The sequence below is a fragment of the Streptomyces venezuelae genome (assembly GCF_008642375.1).
GTDB lineage: Bacteria > Actinomycetota > Actinomycetes > Streptomycetales > Streptomycetaceae > Streptomyces > Streptomyces venezuelae_G.
On sequence record NZ_CP029194.1, the window covers coordinates 5023276 to 5045683 of the forward strand.

The window sequence follows — 22408 nt, forward strand, 5'->3', positions numbered from 1 at the left end:
GGGGTCCGAGGCACGTTGCACTTCAGGCGTCGTCCTGGAATCGCTCCAAGCCGTCCATTACGGCGTTATGGAAGCTGAGCTCGGCCGTGCGGCACGGCGCGGCAAAGAACATCTCCTGCGCCTCGGCGAGCCCACAACCGACGACCTGCATGGTGACCATGACGGCGTCCACCCCGTCGCAGCCGCGCTGTTTCAAGAGCTCTTGCAAGGCCGTACCGTCGCGGCTCTCGGACCAGACGGGCCGAGCTGCCTCGGCCATGCCGGTTATCCGGGTCCTTCGATCTGCGTCCACGACGGTGCCTCGCAACGTCCATCAGGCATGCCTGGGCCTTCGGTTGGTACGGGCGCAAGCAACGGGAACTCCCGGTCGTCCGTCACTCGATCGCCCGTCTTTGCAGCACCGGGATTGCAGCCGGTGCCGACGATACTCCGGGCTTCCCTACGCCTGCTGCCGGTTAATGGGGATCTCGTAGACGATCTCGCAGAGCGCAGCGGGTACGACGATGTCAGCCGTCTCTACTGGCCGGCCCTGGTCGCTGTAGTACGTCCGCCGGATGTGCGTGACGAGTGCGGCCTTCTGAATCCCGAGGAGCGAGGCTTCCTCGGCGGTGGCTTGCCGCGGCTCGGGCTGCTCGACGGCGTGGCTGACCGTAACGCCGATCTCGGCCATCCGGTTCACGACGCCAACCCCGGCGTGTGGCCCGCCTTCGGGAAGGACGACGAGGGTCCCGCCGGTGAGGTCGTACGGCTCCCAGCTCGTCGACAACTGCACAGGCCTCCCGTCGGCGAGGAACTCGTACACGGTCCGGACGCACAGCTCGCCCTCACCGATCCCGAGCCGCGCAGCGATCTCGGCCGGCGCGGGCACCTTGGCATCGGTCCGACTCTCCCAGCCGCCATTCCGTCCCACGGCCTTCATGTCCGCCCGGAACGGCGACCCGTCAGGCTGCTCGCGAGCCGCGGACCGAACCATCCGCACCCGCGCCCGGGGCTCGGCCACGTAGGTCCCGGACCCGGCCCGCCCCTCCAGCACACCCTGGGAGATCAACAACTCCTGGGCCCGGCGAACGACGTTCTCGCCCACCCCGCACTCCTGGCCGATCTGGGCCCGAGAGGGCAGCCGGTCTCCAGGGGTCCATTCGTGCTCCGCGATCCGCCGCCGCAGTTCGTCGGCGATGCGGAGGTAAGGCGGCTGCTCAGGCATATGGAAAATCTAGTCCACTAGCTCTAATCTAGTTAACTAGCTTCACTGAAAGTGACTAGCGGTGACGGAGGCTTCCCTGTGCCTGCTCCAGAAGTAAGCGCGGAGGCCCTCGCCGCCCGGTTGTCCGCCATCGGACTGACCACACGCGTGCTGGAACACACCAGACACACGTCGATCGAAGCGGAGGTACCGGAAACCCTCCCTGCCGAGACATGGCGGGAGGTCCTGGAGGTCGTGGCTACGGCGGACCGATTCGGTCTCCTGGCCACCAGCCTGGGCGGTCGCACCCTATGGGCCGCCGTGAACAAAGCGGTCCCCGCGACGGGCGATGTCCGGGGACCTGGCCATCAGCGATAGGAGCTGATCAGCGTGTTCAACCGTATCCGCCGCGCCATCAGGCGCACCAGAGAGCGGTACGCCCAAACGACCCGACACCGCGAGGTCTTAACGCCGACCCGCCTGACGCTCGTTCTCCCCAAACCGTCCGACGAACTGACGCTGTTGCTCCGACAGTTCCGAAACCGCACGGACTTCGTCCCGGGCGAGGAGACGGCTCTCGTCCGCCCGTACGTCCTGGCCGGCGAGCAGCGCACACGGCAGAGCTCGGTGCCGGTCCCGCACCACCTCCTCGCCCACACCTGCTTCGCGCCGGCGGAGGCCCACGGATGACCCGCGTCCCGTCAACGGCGACCACGCCCTACCGGTCCAGCGCCTGCCATATCGGCACCCATCACGAGTGCGCGTACTCCTCCCCGACGGCATCTCCAATCGACATCCCGGTCGTCTACGAGGCGTGCGCCTGCCCCTGCCACTCCACAGCCACGTCACCTGAGGCGGCCTCGTGAACGCCTTCCCTTCGGGCGGCGCACTCGCCTCCCCGGTCGAGATCACCACGACCACCGTGCAGCGCGGAGACGTCATCCAGATCGGCGGCCAACCGTGCCGAGTAGCTGACCTCCGCCAACTGCCCGGCGGAGCCAAGCGCCTGCTCTTCGAATCGGGCGAACTCCTAACGATGCACACCCGTACGCGCCTGATCGCCGTACGAGTGCTCAGAAGGTGGTGACCGTCCCCATGCCGTCCCTCCGCCACACCATCGCCGCCGACCTCAGGACCCAGATCACCACTGGCCACCTCAAGGCCGGCGAACGCCTCCCCTCGGAGCCCCGACTCGCTGCGGATTACAAGGTCAGCACCCCAACCCTGCGCAACGCCCTTGCACTCCTCCAGTCCGAGGGCCTGATCGAGAAGATCCACGGCAAGGGCAACTACGTCCGCGGCCCGCTCCGCAGACTCACGTACACAGGAGGCCGCCTCATCCCGGACACGGACCTCCACATCACAGTCCGCACCACCAACATCCGAGCGCACGGAGACCTGATCCCCCTACTCAAGGTCCCGGCGCGCACGCCGCTGACGGAGTTCCTCTACCTCACCCACCAGGGAGAGTCCCCGCACAGCTTGACCCGCATCTACGTCCCACGTGACTCGGCGCCGGCCAAGCCCTCTTGGCACCGATCCGCTGCGGAGCAGAGCCAAGACCAGATCAGTGCCCGCCTCCCAACCCCCGAGGAAGCCTCGATGCTCCGCATCAGCGCAACCCTGGCCGTCCTCTCCATCACCCGCGTGTCGACCGACACCACCGGCCGAGTGATGGAAGCGGCGCTCCTGGTCCTCCCCAGCGACCGCGCCGACGCACTCTTCATCACCCGCAACCCAGCCGAGGAGAAGGGACAGGAAGGATGACGCCCCACAACGAACTCCGCCTCCTGCCCTGGTCGGGCCCCGACGGCAAGCCCTGCTACCTGAGCACCAACGACGAAGGCAGCCGCCTGTCCCGCCTCGCTGACACCACCGAGGCAATCCAACTCGACCTGGCAGCCGATCTCGTGGCACACGCAACGGAGGTCCTCCGAGCCGAGGTGACCGTCCCGGAGGACCTCCGACGCCTGTCAACAGCCCTGACGGAAGCCCTCCAGGATGCACTCCGCGTAGCAACAAGCCGCGGCCACCGCCTGCCGGCAGCGAACCTCACCACCCGCGAGGAAGGTAACGAGGGCCCTCAACTGCAGGCTCCGGCCTTCGGCTAGCAACAGCACATCCAACGACAGAGCAGCCCCGGATCACGTCCGAGGCTGCTCTGCTTGATTAGTGCTCTGACACGGCAAGAACCTTGGCTACTCGTACATCGTTGCCGCTTGGAGCGCGTGGGCGAAGAAGCGCCAGCCACCTTCGGCCGGCAGCTCGCGGCTGGTGTTGCGGTACCAACCGTCCGAGTCGTCAATCCATGCGGCCAATGCTTCCAGGAACCCAGCAAGGTCTGCGTTGTCCCACGACTCACCGCCGTCGTCACAGCTGCGGTGCAGAGAGAGGACGAAGGACGCCAGATCCTCTCTGCTGACGACGTGATCCGGAGAAGTGGTCATGCGCGGCACCCTACTTGGCATGCCACATCCCGCAGTGGGGCGACCGCCTCCACCAGGCCGAGAGACCTACGCGCTGAAGGTGCTACTCCTGGTCGCTCCGCTCCAGCACCAAGCCGACGGACCCGTCCTCTAGCCCGTTGCTGTCTTCGAGGTGCAGATGCGCTCCGTCGGAGACGCCTTCGCCGGCCAGTACGAGCAGGTGTCCAGCCAGCGTCCTGAGGCCCGCGGCATTCGCCTCGATGACAACCTCACCCCCAAGGTTCCGCACCTCGATACGTGAGTCCGAGTCCCACGTGAAAACGAGCGCGGCACCATCCGTCACCGTGACGTGGGTGCTCTCGATTGGGCCATGGACGGGTCTGGAAGTCATGGAGACCATGATGCCGCCCACGACACATGGCTCCGGAGGCCCTGTGCGTCCTGCGCATTACCGCTGCTCAGAGGGGCACGAGCGTATCGGCATGCCTCTTCCGTCCACGAATAGACCTCGCGCCGCACAGGTGGCTACTCCAGTCGAGTGTCGACTCCATCTGAGACAACCTCGATCGAGTGCCGAGCGGCCGAAGCCGCTCATGCTTGCCGCTACCGGGCTCAAAGTGCGGGATCCCTACCCAAGTTGGAAGTACTGGCCGTAACATGACCTGGGCCGAAGTGCGTTGAATCTCCCTAAAGAGGTGCATCCACTCGGGACGCTGTCGCCTAACACCTGGGAGTTTGGATGAATCCCCTCATCCAGGGACTGTTTAAGAAGTTTCGCGAGGAAGAAGAACTCCTCGAAATCAGCAACGCTGATGCTTTCGAGCTGTTCGCCGCCAGCCTCATTCTTCCCGAAGATCTCATAGCTCAAGTCCAAAAGTCGGACCTGCTCCTCGACCAGGGAGCCATTGGTATCGACGTCATCGCGCTGGACGTGAATGGACAGCTGGCTTGGGATGCGGATGACGTAAGAGAAATTTGCGAGAATGCCGCCAAGGTTGAAGTAGGCTTGCATTTCATTCAGGCGAAGCAGTCCGCTTCTGTATCGAGTGCCGAGGTTCTGAGCTTCGGTGACACTGTTCGGAAATTCCTAGAGAATGATGGCTTCCCGTCGTATCCTCGCATGGAGGCGCTAGCGCAGGCGCTCGGAGCAGTATTCGAAAACTATGCGGGCCGACTCAAGGGTTCACCTTCGGTCTACTTGTATTTCACGACAACCGCGCCAAAAAATTCGATCTCCTCCGACCCCGTAAAGGAGAGAGTCGCTACCGTTACGGAACAGATCGAAGGCCTTGGCTTCCTCGGTCGAGTCGCTGTCACCGTTCTAGGTGCCGACGACATCCACGATGCATGGGTCAGGAAGAACCACGCAAACGAGGTGGAAATTCAATTCGAGAAACAAGTTAATCTCCCAAAGATGCCCGGCGTCGATCAGGCGATTCTGGGTGTCGTGTCGGTAGCCGAGCTGCTTAAGTTGATCGAAACCGGCGATGAAAAGAACCTTGATGAGCGCGTATTCTATGACAACGTGCGAGGATTCAAGGGAGAAGATAACTCGGTCAACATGCAGATCATGGACACCCTGAACTCTACAGAGAGAAGCCTCCTCCCCGTTCTGAATAATGGCGTGACCGTCGTTGCTGCTTCCTATGCCCCTAAGCCGGGAGATGCAGTGGCGGTTTCCGGCTACCAGATCGTGAACGGCTGTCAAACCAGCCACTGCCTCTACCTATCCAAGCAGTCGCTCGGTGATGCCGTGTCTGAGGTCTACGTACCCATTCGACTGGTGGTGACCGGGGATGAGGAGGTTGCCACCCAAATCATCCGGGCAACCAATTCTCAGACTGCTGTCCAAGAGAACGACTTGGTGGCGCTCAGTAAATTCCAGAAGAGGCTGGAAGACTTCTATAAGCTTGATTCGCCAGATTTCAAGCTGACTTATGAACGTCGATCCGGTCAGTTCTACAACAAAGAAGTGACCAAGAATCGTATCGTCACCATCAGCGACCAAATGCGTGCTGTCTCAGCTATGTTCCTGGACGCCCCCCATGTTGCTGCCCGGTACGCCAGCAGGCTATACGATGACATTGGCGCAGCTATCTTCCGAGAGGATCACAAGCTGCTGCCCTATATGGTCAGCGCCTTCGCCGCGTACCGTCTTGAAAATGCATTCAGGTCTGGAGCGCTGGAGTCTGCCTACAAGCCGACCAGGTATCACATTCTCATGGCCCTGAAGTATCACGTGCTGGGCGGGAAGTCGACTTCCCTTGAGAAGGGAAAGGCGGAGGAGCAGAGTGAGCAAATCATTGTCGCATTGAAGCAGCATGACCTGATCGCGACATTCCGGGAACTGGCTCAGTCTGTCATTGCTGCTGGCGGAGGGCAGATGCCGTCAAGAGACCGGCTTAAGCGGCAGCAATTCACGCAAGATTTGATCACTGAACTTATGAAAAATTGAGTTCGACTGGACCCATATTGCGCTCCTGAGGCGGGCTGAGTCTCAATGACTCAGCCAAGCCGACGGTGCGTCGTCCATCAGTGGGACGGCGTGCCATGCTTGATACGAACTTTGAGGTCTGCCTAATCCTCAGCAGGTCGATCACGGGGGCTGTGGGACCTCGCACAACGGGCTCCGGGTCCCTGCTGGCCTCCCGCTGACGTTCGGCGTCGATCGGCGAGATTCGCGCTCGTTGGTGTCAGCAGCTGATGTCATCGCCGGGACTCTTGACACGGCCTCGCTCGCTCTTGGCTCCTCGTCGCCACCCATGCCGTCGAGCAAACGTTGCTGCGCCTGCCCCAGAGGGCCGGCGTAGTCAGGCATGAATATCTCAACGCGCGCTTTTCTCCAGGGTGCCGGAGATCGCGTACGTACCTGACCAAACGCCACGGTCCGGGACGATCACGTCGAGCTTGTTGGACTCCACCATCACTTCATAGAGCCAGTCCGAGAGCACGAATGCTTGGTCGTGCGTCAGCTTGATGAACACCGATTCCTCGTCCACGCGACCAGAACGCGGGGCCACGCGGTGCCGGCGCGTCGGACTGCTGTACCACAACCGGTGAATGAGGCAGAAGCCGAAACTTCCCGTGCTAGGAGCTGGCAGAACTCTTCCTGATCATCCGAACTTTCTCGGCCTGGAAGGAAGCCACCTTCGAACCAGCTTGATCTGTGAAGTGAACGAAGCCGTCCTCGACTTTGTAGTCGGCGGCCTCCACTTTCTCCACGTCCTGACCTGGCGGGACCCGAGCCGGTAGCGTGACTTCGTAGGACGCCATAGCAAATCACCTCTCGGGCCAATCGTCCCACGATGCCGTGAATAGCACCTGGCGAGCAGCTGAGACCACTTGCCGACGACGGCGTGCGCCTCCCTCGCGTCCTCCGCCCACCACTCGCCCTGGCTCCCATCCCGTCTGCCGTCGACCCACACACCGTGGAGCAGACACGGGTCCTGGCGTCCAGGTGGAGCGCGCCGCTGTACGAACGACCTGGACGCCAGGACCCGTGTCTGCTCGGCTCTGCCTGGGTCGATGGCAGGCGGGATGGGAGCCTCCCACGCTCACCACGACGGAACCGGCAGACGCACGCGGCGCCCCGTCCATCCCGGAGCCTGAGCGCCTCCGCCGGAGGCATCTCTCTGACTCGCGCCGTGAGCAGTCGTTCCAGCCCTCCACGCGGTCCCCTCGCTCATCAACCCGAGCCGTCAGGCGTGCGGACGGCGGCCGGGCTGGAGCGGGGCGGAGACAGGAGCGCAGGCCCGGGCGACGGGCCGCGCGCGCCGCGCCGTGCGCGGCGGGTGCCTTGATGAAGTAGGGAAACTCTTACCGCATCAGTCCTGCGGTCACAGGGCGATCGAGTGGTAGGCCATGGCCTTGTCTACGACTTGCTCGGCGGTCAACTCGGCGGGGCCCCAGAAGATGTAGTCGCTGATGTGAGGGCAGACCAGGCCGCGTTCGAGGGTCTCCAGCATCTGGTCCTGCTCTGCCTCGCTGGTCTCCTCGGCGGCCATGAGGCGCTGAACCAGGGAGATGGCTTCCTCGCGGCTCATCGTTCGCACCGGTTCCACGCTTACTGCTGTGCGGCGAGCCGACGGCCGTCGTGGCTTCGGACGTGGGGGCCTGCTTCGTCCAGGGCGTCCAAGAGGCGGATCGCGTAGACCTCGGTCATTCGGGCGGTGATCTCTTCCGGGGTGAGCCACTCGACTGCGGTCGACTCCGTGGAGGTTCGCTCCTCGCCGCCGGACGGCTTGCAGCGGAAGACCAAGGCCACGATGCCGCGGGTCGTGTTCTTGTAGACGCCGGTCAGTTCCTCGACCTCTACTCGGATGCCTGTCTCTTCCCAGACCTCGCGGGCCACGCCCTCTTCGGGGGCCTCCGTAAGTTCGAGGACGCCGCCCGGGAGTTCCCACGTGCCGTTGTCCGCGCGGCGGATCGCCAGGAGTCGGCCGTCTTCGCGTACGACCGCGCCCGCGACGGACACGGAGTGCAGTGGCGTTGACGTCGTCTCTCGGGCGCTGTTACTCATGTACAGGAGCATAGGAGAGTGGGAAAGACTGTGGGAACTCCAGTAGGAGGTGGTCGGTCCGTACCTCGGTACGTCCAGATCGCCGAGGAGATTGTTCAGCAAATCCAGGCTGGGGTTCTCAAGCCTGGCGACCTGGTGCCGAGTGAGTCCGAGCTCGTCGAGCGGTACGGCGTCGCCGGCGGGACCATCCGTAAGGCGATGGTCGAGGTTCGTGCCAGCGGGCTCGTGGAGACGCGGCACGGTAAAGGGTCGATCGTGAAGGACCGGCCGCCCGTGCGGCTGCGTTCCTCGGATCGGTTCCGGGCCTCCCATCGGCGGGGTGGGAAGGCTGCCTACCTTGCGGAGTCCGCTCAGTCCGGCGCTACCGCCAAGGTGAGCGTCCTCTACATCGGGCCGATGGAAGCGCCGGAGGACATTGCCGAGCGGCTGGGCGTCGACACCGGTACGCAGGTGCTCGCGCGGCGGCGTCTGTACTTCCGTAACGGCGTTCCCGTCGAGACCGCCTCCTCTTACCTCCCGTGGGACGTCGTTAAGGACATCCCTCAGCTCTTTTCCGAGAACCCCGGGCCTGGTGGGATCTACGCCCGGCTGGAGGACGACGGGCACGTCTTCACCGAGTTCGTCGAGACGTTGCAGGCGCGGCCGGCCGCCAAGGCTGAAGCCTCCGAACTCGCCCTGAGCCCCGGGGCTCCCGTCGTTCACCTGCTGCGGAACGCCGTCACCAAGACCGGTCGCGTCGTCGAGGTCTGCGACACCCTCATGGCCGCTGACCAGTTCGTCTTCGAGTATCGGATCCCTGCCGCCGACTGACGCACGGTCAACTCTCCGCAGCCCGCTCGGACTTCTTCGTCCGGGCGGGTTGACTCATGTATAGGAGTCAGGCACTCTTCTTCATGTCACTCATGTACATGAGTGACGGAGTCCAGCACTTCTAGAGGAGTGATCTCTGTGCGTCAGATCCCCGTCGACACCTCCGCGGCCTCCGTGATGGTCGCCCAGTCCCCGCAGCCCAAGGTGAAGGACCGTCGTACCGGCGAGCGCGCCATGGACGCCGAGACCGGCGCCGCGCTGTCGACCGTGGACGTCATGTTCGCCGCGAACGGCGAGGTCGAGATCCTGACCGTGACCGTTCCGGAGACCGGGGTCTCCGCCGACCTCGTCATGGGCACCCCGGTCGCGGTCACCGGCCTGATCGCCCGGCCCTGGGAGAACGAGTTCAACGGCCAGCGTCGGCACGGCATCGCCTTTCGCGCCGTCGCGGTCACCTCGCTCGTCGGCAGCGCGGCGACCTCGAAGGCTGCCTGATCATGGAGTGGTTGATCGTCTCCGCCGTGGCAGTCGTCGCCTTCGCCGGTCTTCTGCGGTGGCGGCGGCCCGCCTGGTACTGGCTGAGCTTCGGGGTCGTACTCGCCACCCTTCGGGTCCTGGGTCGATACTCCTCGGTCATGGACGCCTGCGGGCTGACCGTTCCTCCGCCCCGGTGGCGTCTCGCGATCGCCCGGATGGCCAACCGGCCCGTGCCGGAGCCCCGGGCGCCGCGCATCCTGCGGCTTCGGCCTACCCGGACCGGCCTCGTCTTACGGCTGGGGCTCCGGCCCGGACAAGACGCCTTCGACGTGGCTGCCTCGTGCGACCGGCTGCGGCACTCGTTCGGCATGCACGGTGTGGCCTCGCGGGAGATTCGCTCCGGCGTCGTCGAACTGCGGATGACCGGTTACGACGTACTCAAGCGGGTACAGATGCCCGCCGGCGTCGAGCGCTCGACCATGCGCTTGCCGGTCGCTCTGCGCGAGGACGGTGCCGTTCATTACCGCGACTACCGCACCACCCCGCATGCCCTCACGATCGGAGCCACCAAGTCCGGTAAGTCCGTCTATCAGCGGAACCTGGTCGCCGAACTCGCTGCCCAGGAGGTGGCCTTGGTGGGCATCGACTGCAAGCAAGGGGTGGAGTTGTTCCCGCTTGCTCGTCGCTTCTCCGCTCTAGCTGACAACCCCGACACCGCCGCCGATCTGCTCGACGCGCTGATTGCGCACATGGAAGGCGTCTACCAACTCATCCGCGCCGAACAGCGCATCACCGCCGACACCCCGGACGCCGACATCGCCGCCGACATCTGGGACCTGCCCGACCACCTCCGCCCCGTTCCCGTCGTCGTCCTCGTCGACGAGGTCGCCGAACTCGCCCTCTTCGCCACGAAGGAGGAGGAGAAGCGGCGGGATCGGATCATCACCGCACTTGCTCGACTCGCGCAGCTCGGTCGCGCCGCCGGCATCTACCTGGAGATCTGCGGGCAGCGCTTCGGCTCCGAACTCGGCAAGGGCGTCACCATGCTTCGCGCTCAGCTCAGCGTCCGTACCGCCCACCGCGTCAACGACGAGACCAGCGCCAATATGGCCTTCGGTGACATCGCGCCGGACGCCGTCCTCGCCACCGTCCAGATCCCCGTCGACTCACCCGGCCTCGCGATCACCGGCGACGCCTCCGGCGGCTGGGCTCGCATCCGTACGCCGCATACCTCGCTCCGTGCGGCCGTCAACGCCTGCAACAAGTACGCGTACCTCGTCCCGGACCTGCCCGGCCTCGCCGCCTTCCGGCCCGCCGTCGAGCCGCCCGTGTACCCGGTCAAGGTTCCGGCCCCGGCTTCCGCCGAGTCCCCGGCTACTGCCTGACACTCCCCGCCCCACCCGGTCGGCGCGACCGCATCGCGCGCCACGTCCCTACCCCGCCATGACCAGAACGCCCACAAAGGAGGTGCCGACATGACCAGCAAGCTTCGCGTCGACGCCGTGCTGGTCCAAGCCCTGATCGCCGGTGCGCTGTCCTTCGCCCACCTGCACGACCTCGCCGCCGCTGCCGGTCAGACCGGATGGAAGGCGTGGGCCTACCCCGTCTCCGTCGACCTGCTCTTGGTCGCCGCCTGGCGCCGGCTCCGCTCGGACGGCTCGTCCCGGCTCGCCTGGTGCTGGTTCCTGGTCTCCCTGTTCGCCTCGCTCGGCGCGAACGTCGCCACCGCCGGGTTCCTCGACCTCGCCCATCCGCCCGGCTGGCTGCGCTTCGGCATCGCCGGGTGGCCCGCGGTCGCCTTCCTTGGTGGCACGCTCCTCGCGCACTCACCTGCGCCGACGGTCTCGGAGGCCCGCCCCGTGGTCGATCCGGAGCCGATCGGAGAGACGCCGGCCGATCCGGAGCGCGTCCCCGAGTCCGATGCCGTCGCCGAGCTGGAGCCGACTCTGCCCGCGCCGGCAGCCGTGCCCGCCGTGCCTGTCCCGGCCGCCCTGGTCGAGCACGCCCGCAAGCTCGCCGCCGATCACCGCACCCGTACCGGCCAGCACATCGACACCGACACCCTGCGCGCCCGCCTCGGTGTCCCCGCGCCCATGGCGGACGCCATCGCCGCCCAACTCGCCTGATCAGAACGGAGATCGTCATGTCCCCTCGCGACCACTTCCACTCCGTGATGCGCATCGGCCCCGTGCAGATCGGCACCCACCGCGACCGCAATGGCCGCACCAAGTACGCCGCCGTCTGCACCGCCGACCGCTGCGGCTGGTCCTCCGACTACTCCAGCTCCTCCGCCGCCCAGCTCGCCGCCCGCACCCACCGCTGCCGCATCTCCGACTGAACGGATACCGCCCGTGGATGTCCCGCTCTGGTTCGTCCTGCTCGTCGTCGGCGTCCTCGGCTTCAAACTGATCCGCCCGCCCTGGTGGCTCGTCGCCGTACTCCTCCTCGGCGGCTTCCTCCTCGCCGACAGCCTGCTGGCCCCCGTCATCGACACCGCGATCTCCAAGTGACCTGACCCGGAAGGGAGAACCACCCCATGCTCCGACCCAAGATCCCGACCATGCCGACGCCGACCGGCCTCGTCACGCCGCCCGTCGTCGTCCAGCCGACCGCCGTTGAGCCCATGCAGTCGTCCCCGGCTCCGGTTGCCCAGCGGCCCACCGTCCAGATCACCCCCGGGACCGCGCTCGCCGTCATCGGCGCCGGCACCGCCGTCGTCCTGGTCGTCGGCACGGTCCTGGTCTCGATGCTCCTCGCGACCGCCGTCACAGCCGCCTCGGTCGCCGTCTGCGCCCTCGTCGTCCGCTCGCTGCTCGTGTCCCCGGCCAAGCGCCACCGCCACCGCCGCTGATCGGCCCCCGGGCGGCCTCGATACCGCCAAGCATCCGCCGCCCGGGAGCCGTACCCCTCGCCGATCTCTCAACCGGAAGGAACACCCATCATGGATCAGCGCACCGTCGCCACCGCGGCGGGCCTGGACCCGGCCACCCTCCACGACGTTCTCCGAGTCGCCGCCGCCCCCGACTTCGACCGCTGGCGAGACCAGGTGCACCGCACCGGCGGCTGCTCCGATCCCATCCACCTGACCGGCTGGTCCCTCGCCAAGGACCGCGCGTCCGGAGAGGCTGTGCGCCGGTACTCCACCGAGACCGAGCCCGGCGGTCGTCTCCGCGTCGCCTGCGGCAACCGCCGCGCCTCCCGCTGCCCCTCCTGCGCCCACACGTACGCGGGGGACACCTACCACCTGATCCGCGCGGGCCTGGCCGGCGACGATTCCAAAGCCATCCCCGCGACCGTCCGCGACCACCCCCGGGTCTTCGCCACCCTCACCGCCCCGTCCTTCGGCCCCGTGCACAACCGGCCCGACCGCGGCTCCTGCCGCTGCGGTACCCGCCACCCGGAGAACGACCCCGCCCTGGGCACAGCGCTCGACCCCGAGTCGTACGACTACGCCGGAGCCGTGCTCTTCAACAATCACGCCGGTCAGCTCTGGCAGCGCTTCACCAACCGTCTGCGCCGTGAGCTCGCCGCCCGCGCCGGGCTCACGCAGCGCGAGCTGAAGGACGCGTTACGGGTCTCGTACGGGAAGGTCGCGGAGTTCCAGAAGCGCGGCGCAATCCACTTCCACGCCGTGGTCCGGCTCGACGGACCTGACGGCCCCGGCACCACCCCACCCTCGTGGGCCACTGTGCGGCTCCTCGACGACGCGATCCGCGCCGCCGCCGTCCACGCGTACACGACCATCACCGTTCCGGCCGCCGGGGACCAGCCGCTGCGGCGGTTCCAGTGGGGCCGCCAGCTCGACATCCGGCCGGTCAAGGCATTCGGCGACGGCTCCGACATCACCGAGCAGGCCGTGGCTTCGTACGTCGCCAAGTACGCCACCAAGGCCGCCGAGACCACCGGCAGCCTCGACCGGCGGGTCGGCAACCGGGAGGTGCTCGACCTCCTGGACGTGGCCGACCACCCCCGCCGGCTGATCGAGGCCTGCCTCGACCTCGCCCCGCTTTACCCGGACCGCAAGCTCGCGGCCTGGGCTCACATGCTCGGCTTCCGCGGCCACTTCTCCACCAAGTCCCGCCGGTACTCGACCACCCTCGGGGCTCTCCGTCGGATCCGCGCCGACTATCGCGCCGCCCAGGAGCACGTGGACGCCGACCCGGACACCGTGCTCGTCCTCGCCTCCTGGCAGTACGCCGGCCACGGCCACACCCCCGGCGAGGCCGCCCTCGCCGCGACCATCTCGCGCGGGATCCAGCTCAACCGCCAGACGGCCCGCGAAGCGCTGCGCGACCAGCTCGTCCTGGACGCCCCGGAAGGAGCCGCAGCATGACCACCGCCATCACCACCGACGAGCTGCTGACCGTGCCCCAGGTTATGGCCCGCCTCAAGCTCGGACGTTCCACGGTCTACGACCTCATCCGCTCGCGCCGTCTCACCTCGATCACTGTCGGCCGCGCCCGTCGCATCCCGGTCGGCGCCGTTCGGGACTTCATCTCGTACGAGATCGGCGAGGCCGCCTGATGGCCGGACAGCGCAAGCGCAACCCCAACGGCGCCGGCACCATCACCAAGCGGAAAGACGGCCGCTATCAGGCTGCCGTGTACGTCCTCCAGCCCGACGGCACCCGCGCCCGCAAGTTCGCCTACGGCAAGACATGGGAGGAGTGCGACGCCAAACGCCGCGCGCTTCTCGACAAGGCCAGCAACGGCATCCCTGTTCCGACCCGCTCGGCGAAGCTCTCCGAGTGGCTCCCGTACTGGCTGGACAACGTCGTTCAGCCGCGACTCAAGCTCAGTACCTATGACAAGTACGAGGCACACGTTCGCCTCTACCTCATCCCGATGGTCGGCTCCAAGCGTCTGGAATCCCTCGGCGTCGCCGACGTCCGGCGTTTCCTCGTCCAGCTGGAGAAGAAGAACACCACCGCCACGGCCAGGGAGTCGCACCGAGTCCTGCGCACGGCGCTCACCGCCGCCTGCCGCGAGGAGCTGATCACGCGCAACGTGGCCACCCTCGTGGAGCCGCCCCGAGCCAAGGCGCGAGAGCTGAGTCCCTGGTCCCTGGACGAGACGCTCGACTTCCTCGCAGCCGCGCGCCGGGACCCGCTGTACGCAGCCTTCGTCCTCGCCATCACCATGGGCCTCCGCCGGGGCGAGCTCGTCGGACTCCGTTGGGCAGACGTGGATCTCGATCACCGCGTCCTCTACGTCCGCCAGCAGACCCAGCGGCGTCGGGGTGTCCTGTACGACGACGACCCCAAGGGGCGCCGCCGGCGTGCCGTACCGCTGCCCGCCATGTGCATCGCGCCTCTCCGCTGGCACCGGATGCGGCAGAACGATCAGCGGGTCAAGGCGGGGGAGGAGTGGAAGGGGAGTGACTACGTCTTCACTACGCGTACGGGCAGCCCGGTCGAGCCGCGCAATGTGTACCGCTCCTTCACCCGCGTCGCCGCCTCCGCCGGGCTCCGCGTCATCCGGCTCCACGACGCCCGGCACGGCTGCGCGACCATCCTCACGGCGGCCGGGGTGCCTCCCCGTGTCGTGATGGAGATCCTCGGGCACAGCCAGATCAGCATCACGATGGACGTGTACACGCACGTCGTCCAGGACACGCAGCGTGAGGCGATCAGCCACATGGACCGGCTGCTCAAGAGGCGACCCGGTCGTAACTGACCGCCGCCGTTGATGTCAGACGTGGATGTCAGAAGGGGCCCACCTCCGGAAAATCCGGAGGTGGGCCCCTTCTGAACTGGTGCCCCCGGCAGGATTCGAACCTGCGACACCCGCTTTAGGAGAGCGGTGCTCTATCCCCTGAGCTACGAAGGCAGTGCGCGACGCCAGTGTAGCGGGTGGTGTGCCCGACGTCCGGGGAGATGTCGCCCCGGGGCGGGGGCGGGCCGTGGGCTGCGGGCAGGGTGGCGGGCGGTCGGCTTGTCGGCTGGTCCTCGGCTGCTTCCGGTCGGCTTTCGGCCGGGTTCCGTGGGGCGTTCTCCTCGGCGTCAGCTTGTTGCACGGGGGTCTGCAGCAAGCTGACACCCGATGCCGTGGAGTGGCCCCTGCCCCGCTGGCATTGTCTTTCTCAGCGGAAACGCAGAGGGAACACAGAAGCGGAACCCAGGGGGAAACAGTGCGGATTCGAATCACTTCGGCAGTTGCTTGTCTGGCTCTGACGGTCGCCGGTCTCACTGTGGCGGCGGGCAGCGCCGCTGCCGTCGAGCAGGGTGCGGGGCAGAGCGCCGGTCCGAGTGCCGGGCTGCACGGTGAGGCGCAGTGGCCGGTGCCGGTGCCGCCGGAGGTCGGTGAGCTGATCTGCGAGATCCGGGCGAACCTGCCGCACATGCCGCACCTGGTGCCGATCCCGCCCTGCAAGCCGGTCAACGGCTGGCAGTAGTTCCCGCCCCTTTCCACGACTGCTGATCCAGAGGGCGAGAGCAGAGATGGTCATGACAAGTCAGCTCCCGAGTGTCACGGAATTCCCGGGTAGTTCGGAAAACGTTCTCGAAGTCGTCGACCTACGGGTCAGATACGCCGACATCGAAGCGGTGGCGGGGATTTCCTTCTCCGTCGTTCCCGGCGAGATCTTCGGTCTCCTCGGCCGTAACGGAGCCGGCAAGACCAGCACCATCTCGGCCATCGCGGGGCTGCGCAGGCCCGATGCGGGACAGGTCCGCATCCTCGGTGAGGACGCGCTCGCGCGGACCGACCTCCTTCGCGCCTCCCTCGCCCTCCAGCCCCAGCAGGCCAGCCTCTTCCCGCGGCTGAAGGTGCGGGAGACCCTGGAGACCTGGGCCGCGCTGTACCCGGCGCCCCGGGACGTGGACGCCCTGCTCGACGAGATCGGCCTGGCCGAGAAGGCCGGGGCGCGCTCCGCCCGGCTCTCCGGCGGTCAGCAGCAGCGGCTGCTGCTCGCCACGGCACTGGTCGGCGACACCCCCGTGGTCGTCCTCGACGAACCCACCACCGGACTCGACCCGCACGCCCGGCACGCCGTCTGGGATCTGATCCGCAGGGCCCAGGCCGGCGGCACCACCTTCCTGCTCACGACCCACGCCATGGCCGAGGCCGAGGAGATGTGCGACCGGCTCGCCGTCATGCACGAAGGACGGATGGTGGCGGCCGGCTCCCCGGCGGAGCTGATCGCCCGGTACGCATCCGGCGGCGTCGTCTCCGTACGGACCGGGAGCAGCGAGCTCGTCGACCGGGTGCGCGCACGTCACGGCGACGCCGTGACGGCCGTCGAGTCGGCCGGGCGCTCGGGGCGGACACGGTTCGAGGTGACGGCGGACGACCCGCACGCCACCGCCGCGTGGATCACCGGGCTCGACCCCGCGGCCGACGTCCGGCCGCGCCCCGCGACCTTGGAGGACGTGTTCCTCCGCCTCACCGGAACGTCACTCGAACCCACATCGGACAAGGCATCGGAACAGGAGGGTGAGCGATGAACCGCGTCAGGCTGGGTGCACCACCCGTGTCCACCTCGCGCCAGTGGAAGGCGCTCTCCCGGGCCATGACCCGACAGCTCCTGCGCGACCCCGCGGCGCTCTTCTTCACCGTGGTCTTCCCCTTGCTGATGGCGGTGTTCTTCGTCGTCCTCATGCAACTCACCTGGGTTCGGGGCCCCTTCGACCTCGCCGTCGTCGGGCCCGGCACCCAGGCGACCACCCTCCAGGAGGCGCTCGGCGGCGGCAGCACCGCCGTCGCCGTCGCCGAGGCCGGCCCGCAGCCGGGCAAGGCGGCGGTGATCGTCCCCGACGAGGCCTCCCGCACCCTGCGGATGGCCGTCGATCCGGAACAGCCGTCGGTGGTGGCCGCGGTACGTGCCGCCCTGGACGACACCGGCTGGCAGGGGTGGGAAGTGGTGGCTGTCGGCAGCGACGGGTCCGCGCTCTTCGACCCCATGGCCTTCGTGATCCCCGGCGTGCTCGCCTTCGCGCTGCTCTCGCTCGCCCTGACCGGTACGGCGTCCGCCCTCGTGGCGATGCGGGCCAGCGGCACCCTCCGGCTGCTGTCGACGACACCGGCCCGGCGGTCCGCCGTCCTGCTCTCGCTCCTCCCGGGCCGAGGTCTGCTCGCGCTGGCCGTACTGACCCTGATGGGAACGGGCGCCGTCGCCGGCGGACTCCTCGAACCGGCCTCGATGCTGCGGCTGCTGCTGACCACGGCCATCGGGCTCGTGATGCTGCTCGCCCTGGGCTACCTGCTAGGCGGACTGCTCTCCTCGCCCGAGGTGACCAACGCGATCTCCGGGCTGCTCACCCCGGTCCTGCTGATGAGCACGGGACTGCTTTTCCCCCTCGAACTTCTCCCCGACTCGGTGGCGGGTCCGCTCTCCTGGACCCCGCTGGCGATGTTCGGAGACGCCCTGCGCCACGACGTGGTCGGCGGGATCACCCGCCACCCCCTGTGGCTCGACTGGACAGTGATGGCGGCGACGGCCGCGGGGCTCACGGCCCTCGCGGCACGGACGTTCCGCTGGGACACGGAGCGTGCATGATGACCGTTCGTACGATGGGCCAGAGCCCCGCCGGGGCCGCCGAGGCCGCCGGGGCCGAACACCCCGCCATACCCGAATCGCTCCTCCGCATCGGTCAACTGGCCTCCTCCTACGGCCTGGTGAACCGTGTGACCCGGCTCCCCGTCGCCGAGGGCGAACCCGACTTCCCGATCTTCACCGCCTCGCTCGGCAACCCCGGCGAAGTGCTCAGCGAGCAGTCCGGCTGGGAGCACAACCCCAGCTCCGGGAACTTCGACGGAGCCGGCGGTGACCTCGACCCGGAGCGCGCCGCGCACCTCGCCGTCGCCGAATCGCTGGAACGCTACTCCTCCTGCGCCCGGGACCCCGAGCAGATCGTCTGGGCGACCGCCGCCGAACTCGGCGAGGACGCCATCCCCAGCGACCGCTGGCCCCGCTGCTCGCCGGCCGAACTGGCCGACCCCCGCAGCGGTCTCGTCCCCACCGACCCCGACGGGCCCATGCGCTGGGTACGCGGCTGGTCCTTCACCCGCAACCGCCCGGTGTACGTGCCGGCCATGCAGGTCTGGCTGAAGAACCCCGTGGAGTCTGTCGCGGAGCGCTACGTCCATCCGGTCTCGACCGGCTGCGCCGCGCACTCCGATCCGGCCGCCGCCGTCGTCAACGGCATCCTGGAGATCGTCGAGCGCGACGCCATCGCGCTGACCTGGCTCCAGCGGCTGCGGCTTCCCCGGCTGGAGTTCGACCCGGCCGAACTGGCCCCGGAGTTCCGGGCGTTCGTGGAGCGGGGCAGCAGCGAACGACTGCGTACCCAGCTCTACGACGCCACCACCGACCTCGGCATCCCGGTGATCTACGGGGTGCAGCTCGCCGACGACGACAAGGTCATCGCCCAGCTCGTCGCGGCGACGGCGGAGCTCGACCCCGGCAAGGGGATCGCCAAGCTCTACCGGGAGGCGTCCTCCCTCCGGATCGCGCTCCGCCACATGGCGCGGGCCGCCGAGAAGGACTCCGCGACCCCCGCGGCCGAGGAGGACATCGTCAGCGTCGTCGACGGCGCCCTGCTGTCCGGCCCGCTGTCCCAGCGCCACCGCTTCGACTTCCTGCTGGAGGGCGAACGCCCGGTGCACGGGCTGCGCGACCTTCCCCGGGCCCCGTCCGAGGAGCCGCTGCCGGCCCTGGCCTGGCTGCTGGAACGCCTGCACGGCGCCGGCTGCGAGGTCGTCGCCGTCGACCTCACCACCGACGAGGCCGAGCAGGTCGGAGCCACCGTCGTACGGATGCTCGTGCCTCAGCTCATGCCGCTGTCCTTCGTGCACAGGGCCCGCTACCTGGCGCACCCCCGGCTCTACGCGGCACCCGCCGCCATGGGCCACCCGGTACGGGGCGAGGACGACATCAACCCGCACCCGCAGCCTTTCGCCTGATCCCCGAACGTCCGACGAGGAGTCCCAAGATGACCGATCCGCGCCTGCTGATCCTCGCCGCGGGAGCGTTCGGCGCGGCCGTCGCCGAAGGGCTGGCCGCACGCCACGCCGGGTCGACCGTGCTCGACGTGAACCAGGGCACGCACCCCAGCCTGTGGCCCGACAGCGATCTGATCGTGCTGGCCACCGGACAGGACCGGGAGGTGCTGGCCGACATGGTGGACGCCAGCGCCCACGCCTGGAAGCGGCCGTGGTTCCCCGTCCAGGCCGGCCCCCTCGACCTGCGGTGCGGACCGGTGGTCGTTCCCGGCCGCACCGCATGCCACCGCTGCTACACCCGCCGCCGCGCACAGCACACCGCCCCGACGGCGGACGGGACCCGGGGCGACGCGACCACCGCGCCCCCGGTCTCCGGGCACGCCCCGCACCACGTCGCCATCGCCGTGGGTCTCGCGGACCAGGCGGTGCGCGAGGCCCTGGCCGGACCCGGTGAGCCGGGCGCGGCGGAGGGCATCGGCGGCACCGTGCGGATCTTCGGGGTCGTGGAGGGCGCCACCTCCAGCTCGGCGGTCGTCGCCGTCGACCGGTGCGCCCGCTGCCGGCCGGCCCGAACGCCCGAGAGCCGCCTTCAGCGGTTCGAGGCGATCGCGACGGAGCTCGCGGCCCTCCCGGCGCCCGCCGGCCGGTGACCCCGGACCCGCGCACGAACCCGCACCGCACCCCGTACGAACCGGAAAGGAGGCCTCGATGCCGGACCACTCTGTGATCACCGCCGAAGCCATGGCCTCGGCCGCCCTGAACGACCCGCAGTTCCACGTCCCGGCACGGCCCAGGCTCCGGCGCGGGCTCTCCCTGCACCACACGCCCGAGGCCCTCGTCGTCGAGGGGACCCCCAAGAAGCAGCTGCTGCGCGGCGCCGCCGCCCGGGAACTGCTGCCCCGGATGCTTCCCCTGCTCGACGGCAGCCGTGGCCACGAGGACGTGGCCGAGGCCCTGGGAATCCCGGCCGGCACCGTCTTCAAGGCCCTCTCCCTGCTGTGGACCTGCGGTCTGATCGAGGAGGCCGCCTCCCCGGCGTCCGCCTCCCGGGCGGCGGAAGTACCCGACGCTCTCGCCGACTTCCTCTCCCGGATCGGCGACTCCACCGGGGCCAACCACGCCTGGGAGGAGGCCCTGGACCGGCTGGCCCGGGCCCGGGTCGAGGTCTTCGGCAGCGGCCCCCTGGCCGACGCCGCCCGCCGCCACCTCGCCGGCTCCCTCGTGGACACCGGTACGGATACGGGTACGGGCACCGCGCTCGTACCGGCACCCGGCAGTACCCTCGCCGTCGCCGCCGGACTCGACCCGGCCGACTCCGCGGAGCTCGCCGCCGCCTGCGCCCGGGCCAGCGTGCCGCTGATCCGGCTCGCGCTCACCGGACGCACCGCCCACCTGGGGCCGTACGTCGACCTCGCCTTCACGCCCTGCCTGGCCTGCCGCACCGCGGAGGACCCGGCGGACGACCGGCCCCCGCTGCCCGGCGACGCCGAACTGGCCGCCGCGCTCTTCGCCCGGGACCTGTTCGCGCTGCTCTCGCGGAGCACACCCAGCCCACTGCCCTCCCAGTGGCGGACCGTCGATCTGGCGGACCTCTCCCAGCAGCGCCGCTCGGCCGCCACCCGGCCCGGCTGCCCCCACTGCTCGGCGGCCCCGGGCGACCCGGCCGACCCGCCGCTCGCCGCGCGCTACGAGGCGGCGATCGCCTTCCCGCCCCGGGAGTACGCCGACGGCAAGGCCCATCAGGCCCACTACAAGCCCTCGAACATCGCGCTGCAGAACGACGAGAAGACCTGGCCCGTCGCGGCGGCCGTGCCCCTCCCTGAACCCCCGCTCGCCTCGCTGCGCTCGCCGTCGCCGGCCCTCCTCGACGACCGGACCGCCGCACTGCTCCTCGCCGTCACCGCGGGCCGCAGGGCCCTGCTGCCCGGCCGCGTGCAGCGGTGGACGGCGAGCGGCGGAAACATCGGCTCCGTCGTCGCCCACCTCGTGGTCCGCGACGTGCCCGGCCTGGAGCCCGGCGTCTACGGCTACGTGGCCTCCGAGCACCGGCTGGCCAGGCTCGCCGCCGACCCCGGTGCCGTCCCCGGCGAGGCACCTCTGACGGTCGTCCTCACCGGCGACTTCACCAAGGTCGCCAAGAAGTACGCGGCGTTCGCCCTGCGGATCGTCCTGCTCGACGCCGGCTGCGCCACCGCCACGCTCCGCACCGCGGCGGCCGCCCTGGACCTGCCGTTCGCGATCCGCACCCGCTGGGACGACCTCGCGGTCGCCGCGGCCCTGGGGATCGACCCCGACCTGGAACCGGTCACCACCCTCGTCGACCTGGGAGGAGCCCCGTGAGCGCCCCGCACGAACTGGCCATGGACATGCTGGCGTCCTTCCGTGAGCAGGGCGGCGCCGCCGCCTCGGCCACGGCACTCGCCGAACGCCGCGTACCGTCCCCGGTGGCGATCGGACCGGCCGTCACGGTCGATCCGTACACCCACCGGACCGTGCCCCACGACCTCCTGACCACCCTGGAGAACCGGCGCTCCCTGCGCGGCTTCTCCCAGGAGCCGCTGCCCGCCGGACTGCTGGCCGGCATCATGGCCCGGGCCCTGGACCTCGACGAGAGGGACGCGGGCGACGCGGACTGCCCGCTCGAACTCACCGTCGTCGCACACCGGTTGACCGGAGTCACCCCCGCCGTCCACCGCTTCGACGCCGCGGCGTCCTCCTTCACCCCGGTGATGGAACTGCCCACCGGAGCGGCCCGCTACGGACTGACGCTGCAGCCGGAGTTCTCCGATGCCGCCGCGATCGTCTCGATCGGCGTACCGCTGGACGCCGCGGTCCACCGTCACGGCGGGCACGGCTACCGGCTGCTGCTCACCCGCGCCGGCTCCGCCGCGTACGCGATGTGGCTGGACGGCGTCGCCCACGGACTGGTCGGCAGCGTCTTCGCCGGCTTCATCCCGGCGGCCGTCCGAGGCCCGCTGCTCAGCGACGGAACGAGCCGCCAGCAGATCTTCGCGCTGGCCCTGGGCCTGCCGCCGGCCCCCTGAGACTTCCC

30 protein-coding genes and 1 tRNA gene are annotated in these 22408 nt (G+C 68.7%); 23 read left to right on the top strand and 8 right to left on the bottom strand.

The genetic code is table 11. The annotated features are described in order from the left end of the window. Positions 1-22: 22 nt before the first annotated feature. The gene (locus DEJ46_RS23140) at positions 23-259 is read right to left on the bottom strand and encodes a hypothetical protein (protein ID WP_150269258.1); all 237 of its coding nucleotides are present in this window, start codon (positions 257-259) and stop codon (positions 23-25) included. Between the two features lie 180 nt (positions 260-439). After that, the gene (locus DEJ46_RS23145) at positions 440-1204 is read right to left on the bottom strand and encodes a GntR family transcriptional regulator (RefSeq protein WP_150269260.1); all 765 of its coding nucleotides are present in this window, start codon (positions 1202-1204) and stop codon (positions 440-442) included. A 78-nt stretch (positions 1205-1282) separates the two neighbouring features. Between DEJ46_RS23145 and DEJ46_RS40050 the strand changes: the two genes are divergently transcribed. The 5 genes from DEJ46_RS40050 (at position 1283) to DEJ46_RS23170 (ending at position 3294) form a co-directional block, all read left to right on the top strand. Then, complete coding sequence (locus DEJ46_RS40050; RefSeq protein WP_150269261.1) at positions 1283-1561, top strand: hypothetical protein; 279 nt, start codon at positions 1283-1285, stop codon at positions 1559-1561. A 144-nt stretch (positions 1562-1705) separates the two neighbouring features. Beyond that, positions 1706-1873, top strand: coding sequence for a hypothetical protein (locus DEJ46_RS39245; RefSeq protein ID WP_190622835.1), 168 nt, complete (start codon positions 1706-1708; stop codon positions 1871-1873). A 172-nt stretch (positions 1874-2045) separates the two neighbouring features. Continuing rightward, entirely contained in the window at positions 2046-2270 is a 225-nt protein-coding gene (locus DEJ46_RS23160) for a hypothetical protein (protein WP_150269264.1), read from the top strand. Between the two features lie 8 nt (positions 2271-2278). Continuing rightward, on the top strand, positions 2279-2950 hold the full coding sequence (locus DEJ46_RS23165) for a GntR family transcriptional regulator (RefSeq protein WP_150269266.1): 672 nt from the start codon (positions 2279-2281) through the stop codon (positions 2948-2950). Continuing rightward, positions 2947-3294: a hypothetical protein gene (locus DEJ46_RS23170; protein WP_150269268.1), complete on the top strand. Its 348-nt coding sequence runs from the start codon at positions 2947-2949 to the stop codon at positions 3292-3294. Before DEJ46_RS23165 ends, DEJ46_RS23170 begins: the two co-directional genes overlap by 4 nt. Before the next feature lie 87 nt (positions 3295-3381). Here the strand turns inward: DEJ46_RS23170 and DEJ46_RS23175 are convergent, their stop codons facing one another. Together DEJ46_RS23175 and DEJ46_RS23180 are read right to left on the bottom strand one after the other, a co-directional pair. Beyond that, on the bottom strand, positions 3382-3630 hold the full coding sequence (locus tag DEJ46_RS23175; protein WP_150269270.1) for a hypothetical protein: 249 nt from the start codon (positions 3628-3630) through the stop codon (positions 3382-3384). Positions 3631-3712: 82 nt separating this feature from the next. Then, complete coding sequence (locus tag DEJ46_RS23180; protein WP_190622837.1) at positions 3713-4000, bottom strand: hypothetical protein; 288 nt, start codon at positions 3998-4000, stop codon at positions 3713-3715. A 348-nt stretch (positions 4001-4348) separates the two neighbouring features. Here DEJ46_RS23180 and DEJ46_RS23185 point away from each other — a divergent pair, with 348 nt between their 5' ends. Continuing rightward, on the top strand, positions 4349-6064 hold the full coding sequence (locus DEJ46_RS23185) for an AIPR family protein (RefSeq protein ID WP_150269272.1): 1716 nt from the start codon (positions 4349-4351) through the stop codon (positions 6062-6064). Positions 6065-6434: 370 nt separating this feature from the next. Here the strand turns inward: DEJ46_RS23185 and DEJ46_RS23190 are convergent, their stop codons facing one another. The 3 genes from DEJ46_RS23190 to DEJ46_RS23200 all read right to left on the bottom strand — a co-directional run bounded on the left by DEJ46_RS23190 (position 6435) and on the right by DEJ46_RS23200 (position 8140). Then, complete coding sequence (locus DEJ46_RS23190) at positions 6435-6608, bottom strand: hypothetical protein (protein WP_190622839.1); 174 nt, start codon at positions 6606-6608, stop codon at positions 6435-6437. A gap of 837 nt (positions 6609-7445) precedes the next feature. Beyond that, the gene (locus DEJ46_RS23195; protein WP_150269274.1) at positions 7446-7652 is read right to left on the bottom strand and encodes an e9imm peptide; all 207 of its coding nucleotides are present in this window, start codon (positions 7650-7652) and stop codon (positions 7446-7448) included. A gap of 20 nt (positions 7653-7672) precedes the next feature. Further along, entirely contained in the window at positions 7673-8140 is a 468-nt protein-coding gene (locus tag DEJ46_RS23200) for an NUDIX hydrolase (RefSeq protein WP_150269276.1), read from the bottom strand. 18 nt (positions 8141-8158) lie between these two features. Here DEJ46_RS23200 and DEJ46_RS23205 point away from each other — a divergent pair, with 18 nt between their 5' ends. The 10 genes from DEJ46_RS23205 to DEJ46_RS23250 all read left to right on the top strand — a co-directional run bounded on the left by DEJ46_RS23205 (position 8159) and on the right by DEJ46_RS23250 (position 15090). Then, positions 8159-8938: a GntR family transcriptional regulator gene (locus DEJ46_RS23205; RefSeq protein ID WP_150274695.1), complete on the top strand. Its 780-nt coding sequence runs from the start codon at positions 8159-8161 to the stop codon at positions 8936-8938. Between the two features lie 138 nt (positions 8939-9076). Then, on the top strand, positions 9077-9433 hold the full coding sequence (locus DEJ46_RS23210; RefSeq protein ID WP_150269278.1) for a hypothetical protein: 357 nt from the start codon (positions 9077-9079) through the stop codon (positions 9431-9433). 2 nt (positions 9434-9435) lie between these two features. Continuing rightward, positions 9436-10800: an FtsK/SpoIIIE domain-containing protein gene (locus DEJ46_RS23215; RefSeq protein WP_150269280.1), complete on the top strand. Its 1365-nt coding sequence runs from the start codon at positions 9436-9438 to the stop codon at positions 10798-10800. Positions 10801-10890: 90 nt separating this feature from the next. Beyond that, entirely contained in the window at positions 10891-11541 is a 651-nt protein-coding gene (locus tag DEJ46_RS23220; protein WP_150269281.1) for a DUF2637 domain-containing protein, read from the top strand. A 17-nt stretch (positions 11542-11558) separates the two neighbouring features. Further along, entirely contained in the window at positions 11559-11753 is a 195-nt protein-coding gene (locus tag DEJ46_RS23225) for a mobile element transfer protein (RefSeq protein ID WP_150269283.1), read from the top strand. 13 nt (positions 11754-11766) lie between these two features. Further along, positions 11767-11925, top strand: coding sequence for a hypothetical protein (locus DEJ46_RS23230; protein ID WP_150269284.1), 159 nt, complete (start codon positions 11767-11769; stop codon positions 11923-11925). Between the two features lie 26 nt (positions 11926-11951). Further along, positions 11952-12266 (top strand): SpdD-like protein, encoded by a 315-nt coding sequence (locus DEJ46_RS23235; RefSeq protein WP_150269286.1) that lies wholly within the window; start codon positions 11952-11954, stop codon positions 12264-12266. A 90-nt stretch (positions 12267-12356) separates the two neighbouring features. Beyond that, positions 12357-13748 (top strand): replication initiator protein RepSA, encoded by a 1392-nt coding sequence (repSA, locus tag DEJ46_RS23240; protein WP_150269288.1) that lies wholly within the window; start codon positions 12357-12359, stop codon positions 13746-13748. Then, positions 13745-13939, top strand: a complete 195-nt coding sequence (locus tag DEJ46_RS23245) for a helix-turn-helix domain-containing protein (protein WP_150269290.1) — start codon at positions 13745-13747, stop codon at positions 13937-13939. Before repSA ends, DEJ46_RS23245 begins: the two co-directional genes overlap by 4 nt. Further along, positions 13939-15090 carry a tyrosine-type recombinase/integrase gene (locus DEJ46_RS23250; RefSeq protein WP_150269292.1) on the top strand — a complete coding sequence of 384 codons (1152 nt, stop codon included), beginning with the start codon at positions 13939-13941 and terminating at the stop codon, positions 15088-15090. Before DEJ46_RS23245 ends, DEJ46_RS23250 begins: the two co-directional genes overlap by 1 nt. 77 nt (positions 15091-15167) lie before the next feature. Here DEJ46_RS23250 and DEJ46_RS23255 read toward each other — a convergent pair. Next, positions 15168-15243, bottom strand: a tRNA-Arg gene (locus DEJ46_RS23255). A 301-nt stretch (positions 15244-15544) separates the two neighbouring features. Here DEJ46_RS23255 and DEJ46_RS23260 point away from each other — a divergent pair. The 7 genes from DEJ46_RS23260 to DEJ46_RS23290 all read left to right on the top strand — a co-directional run bounded on the left by DEJ46_RS23260 (position 15545) and on the right by DEJ46_RS23290 (position 22400). Continuing rightward, on the top strand, positions 15545-15808 hold the full coding sequence (locus DEJ46_RS23260; protein WP_190622841.1) for a hypothetical protein: 264 nt from the start codon (positions 15545-15547) through the stop codon (positions 15806-15808). Positions 15809-15959: 151 nt separating this feature from the next. Next, positions 15960-16859 (top strand): ABC transporter ATP-binding protein, encoded by a 900-nt coding sequence (locus DEJ46_RS23265; RefSeq protein ID WP_190622843.1) that lies wholly within the window; start codon positions 15960-15962, stop codon positions 16857-16859. Further along, entirely contained in the window at positions 16856-17911 is a 1056-nt protein-coding gene (locus DEJ46_RS23270) for an ABC transporter permease (RefSeq protein ID WP_150269298.1), read from the top strand. Before DEJ46_RS23265 ends, DEJ46_RS23270 begins: the two co-directional genes overlap by 4 nt. Next, positions 17908-19317 carry a YcaO-like family protein gene (locus tag DEJ46_RS23275; RefSeq protein WP_150269300.1) on the top strand — a complete coding sequence of 470 codons (1410 nt, stop codon included), beginning with the start codon at positions 17908-17910 and terminating at the stop codon, positions 19315-19317. The genes DEJ46_RS23270 and DEJ46_RS23275 overlap by 4 nt, the downstream gene beginning before the upstream one ends. A gap of 29 nt (positions 19318-19346) precedes the next feature. Beyond that, positions 19347-20006: a TOMM precursor leader peptide-binding protein gene (locus tag DEJ46_RS23280; RefSeq protein ID WP_150269301.1), complete on the top strand. Its 660-nt coding sequence runs from the start codon at positions 19347-19349 to the stop codon at positions 20004-20006. A 58-nt stretch (positions 20007-20064) separates the two neighbouring features. Continuing rightward, positions 20065-21696 (top strand): nitroreductase family protein, encoded by a 1632-nt coding sequence (locus DEJ46_RS23285; protein ID WP_150269303.1) that lies wholly within the window; start codon positions 20065-20067, stop codon positions 21694-21696. Further along, complete coding sequence (locus tag DEJ46_RS23290) at positions 21693-22400, top strand: hypothetical protein (protein WP_150269305.1); 708 nt, start codon at positions 21693-21695, stop codon at positions 22398-22400. Before DEJ46_RS23285 ends, DEJ46_RS23290 begins: the two co-directional genes overlap by 4 nt. Positions 22401-22408: the final 8 nt, after the last annotated feature.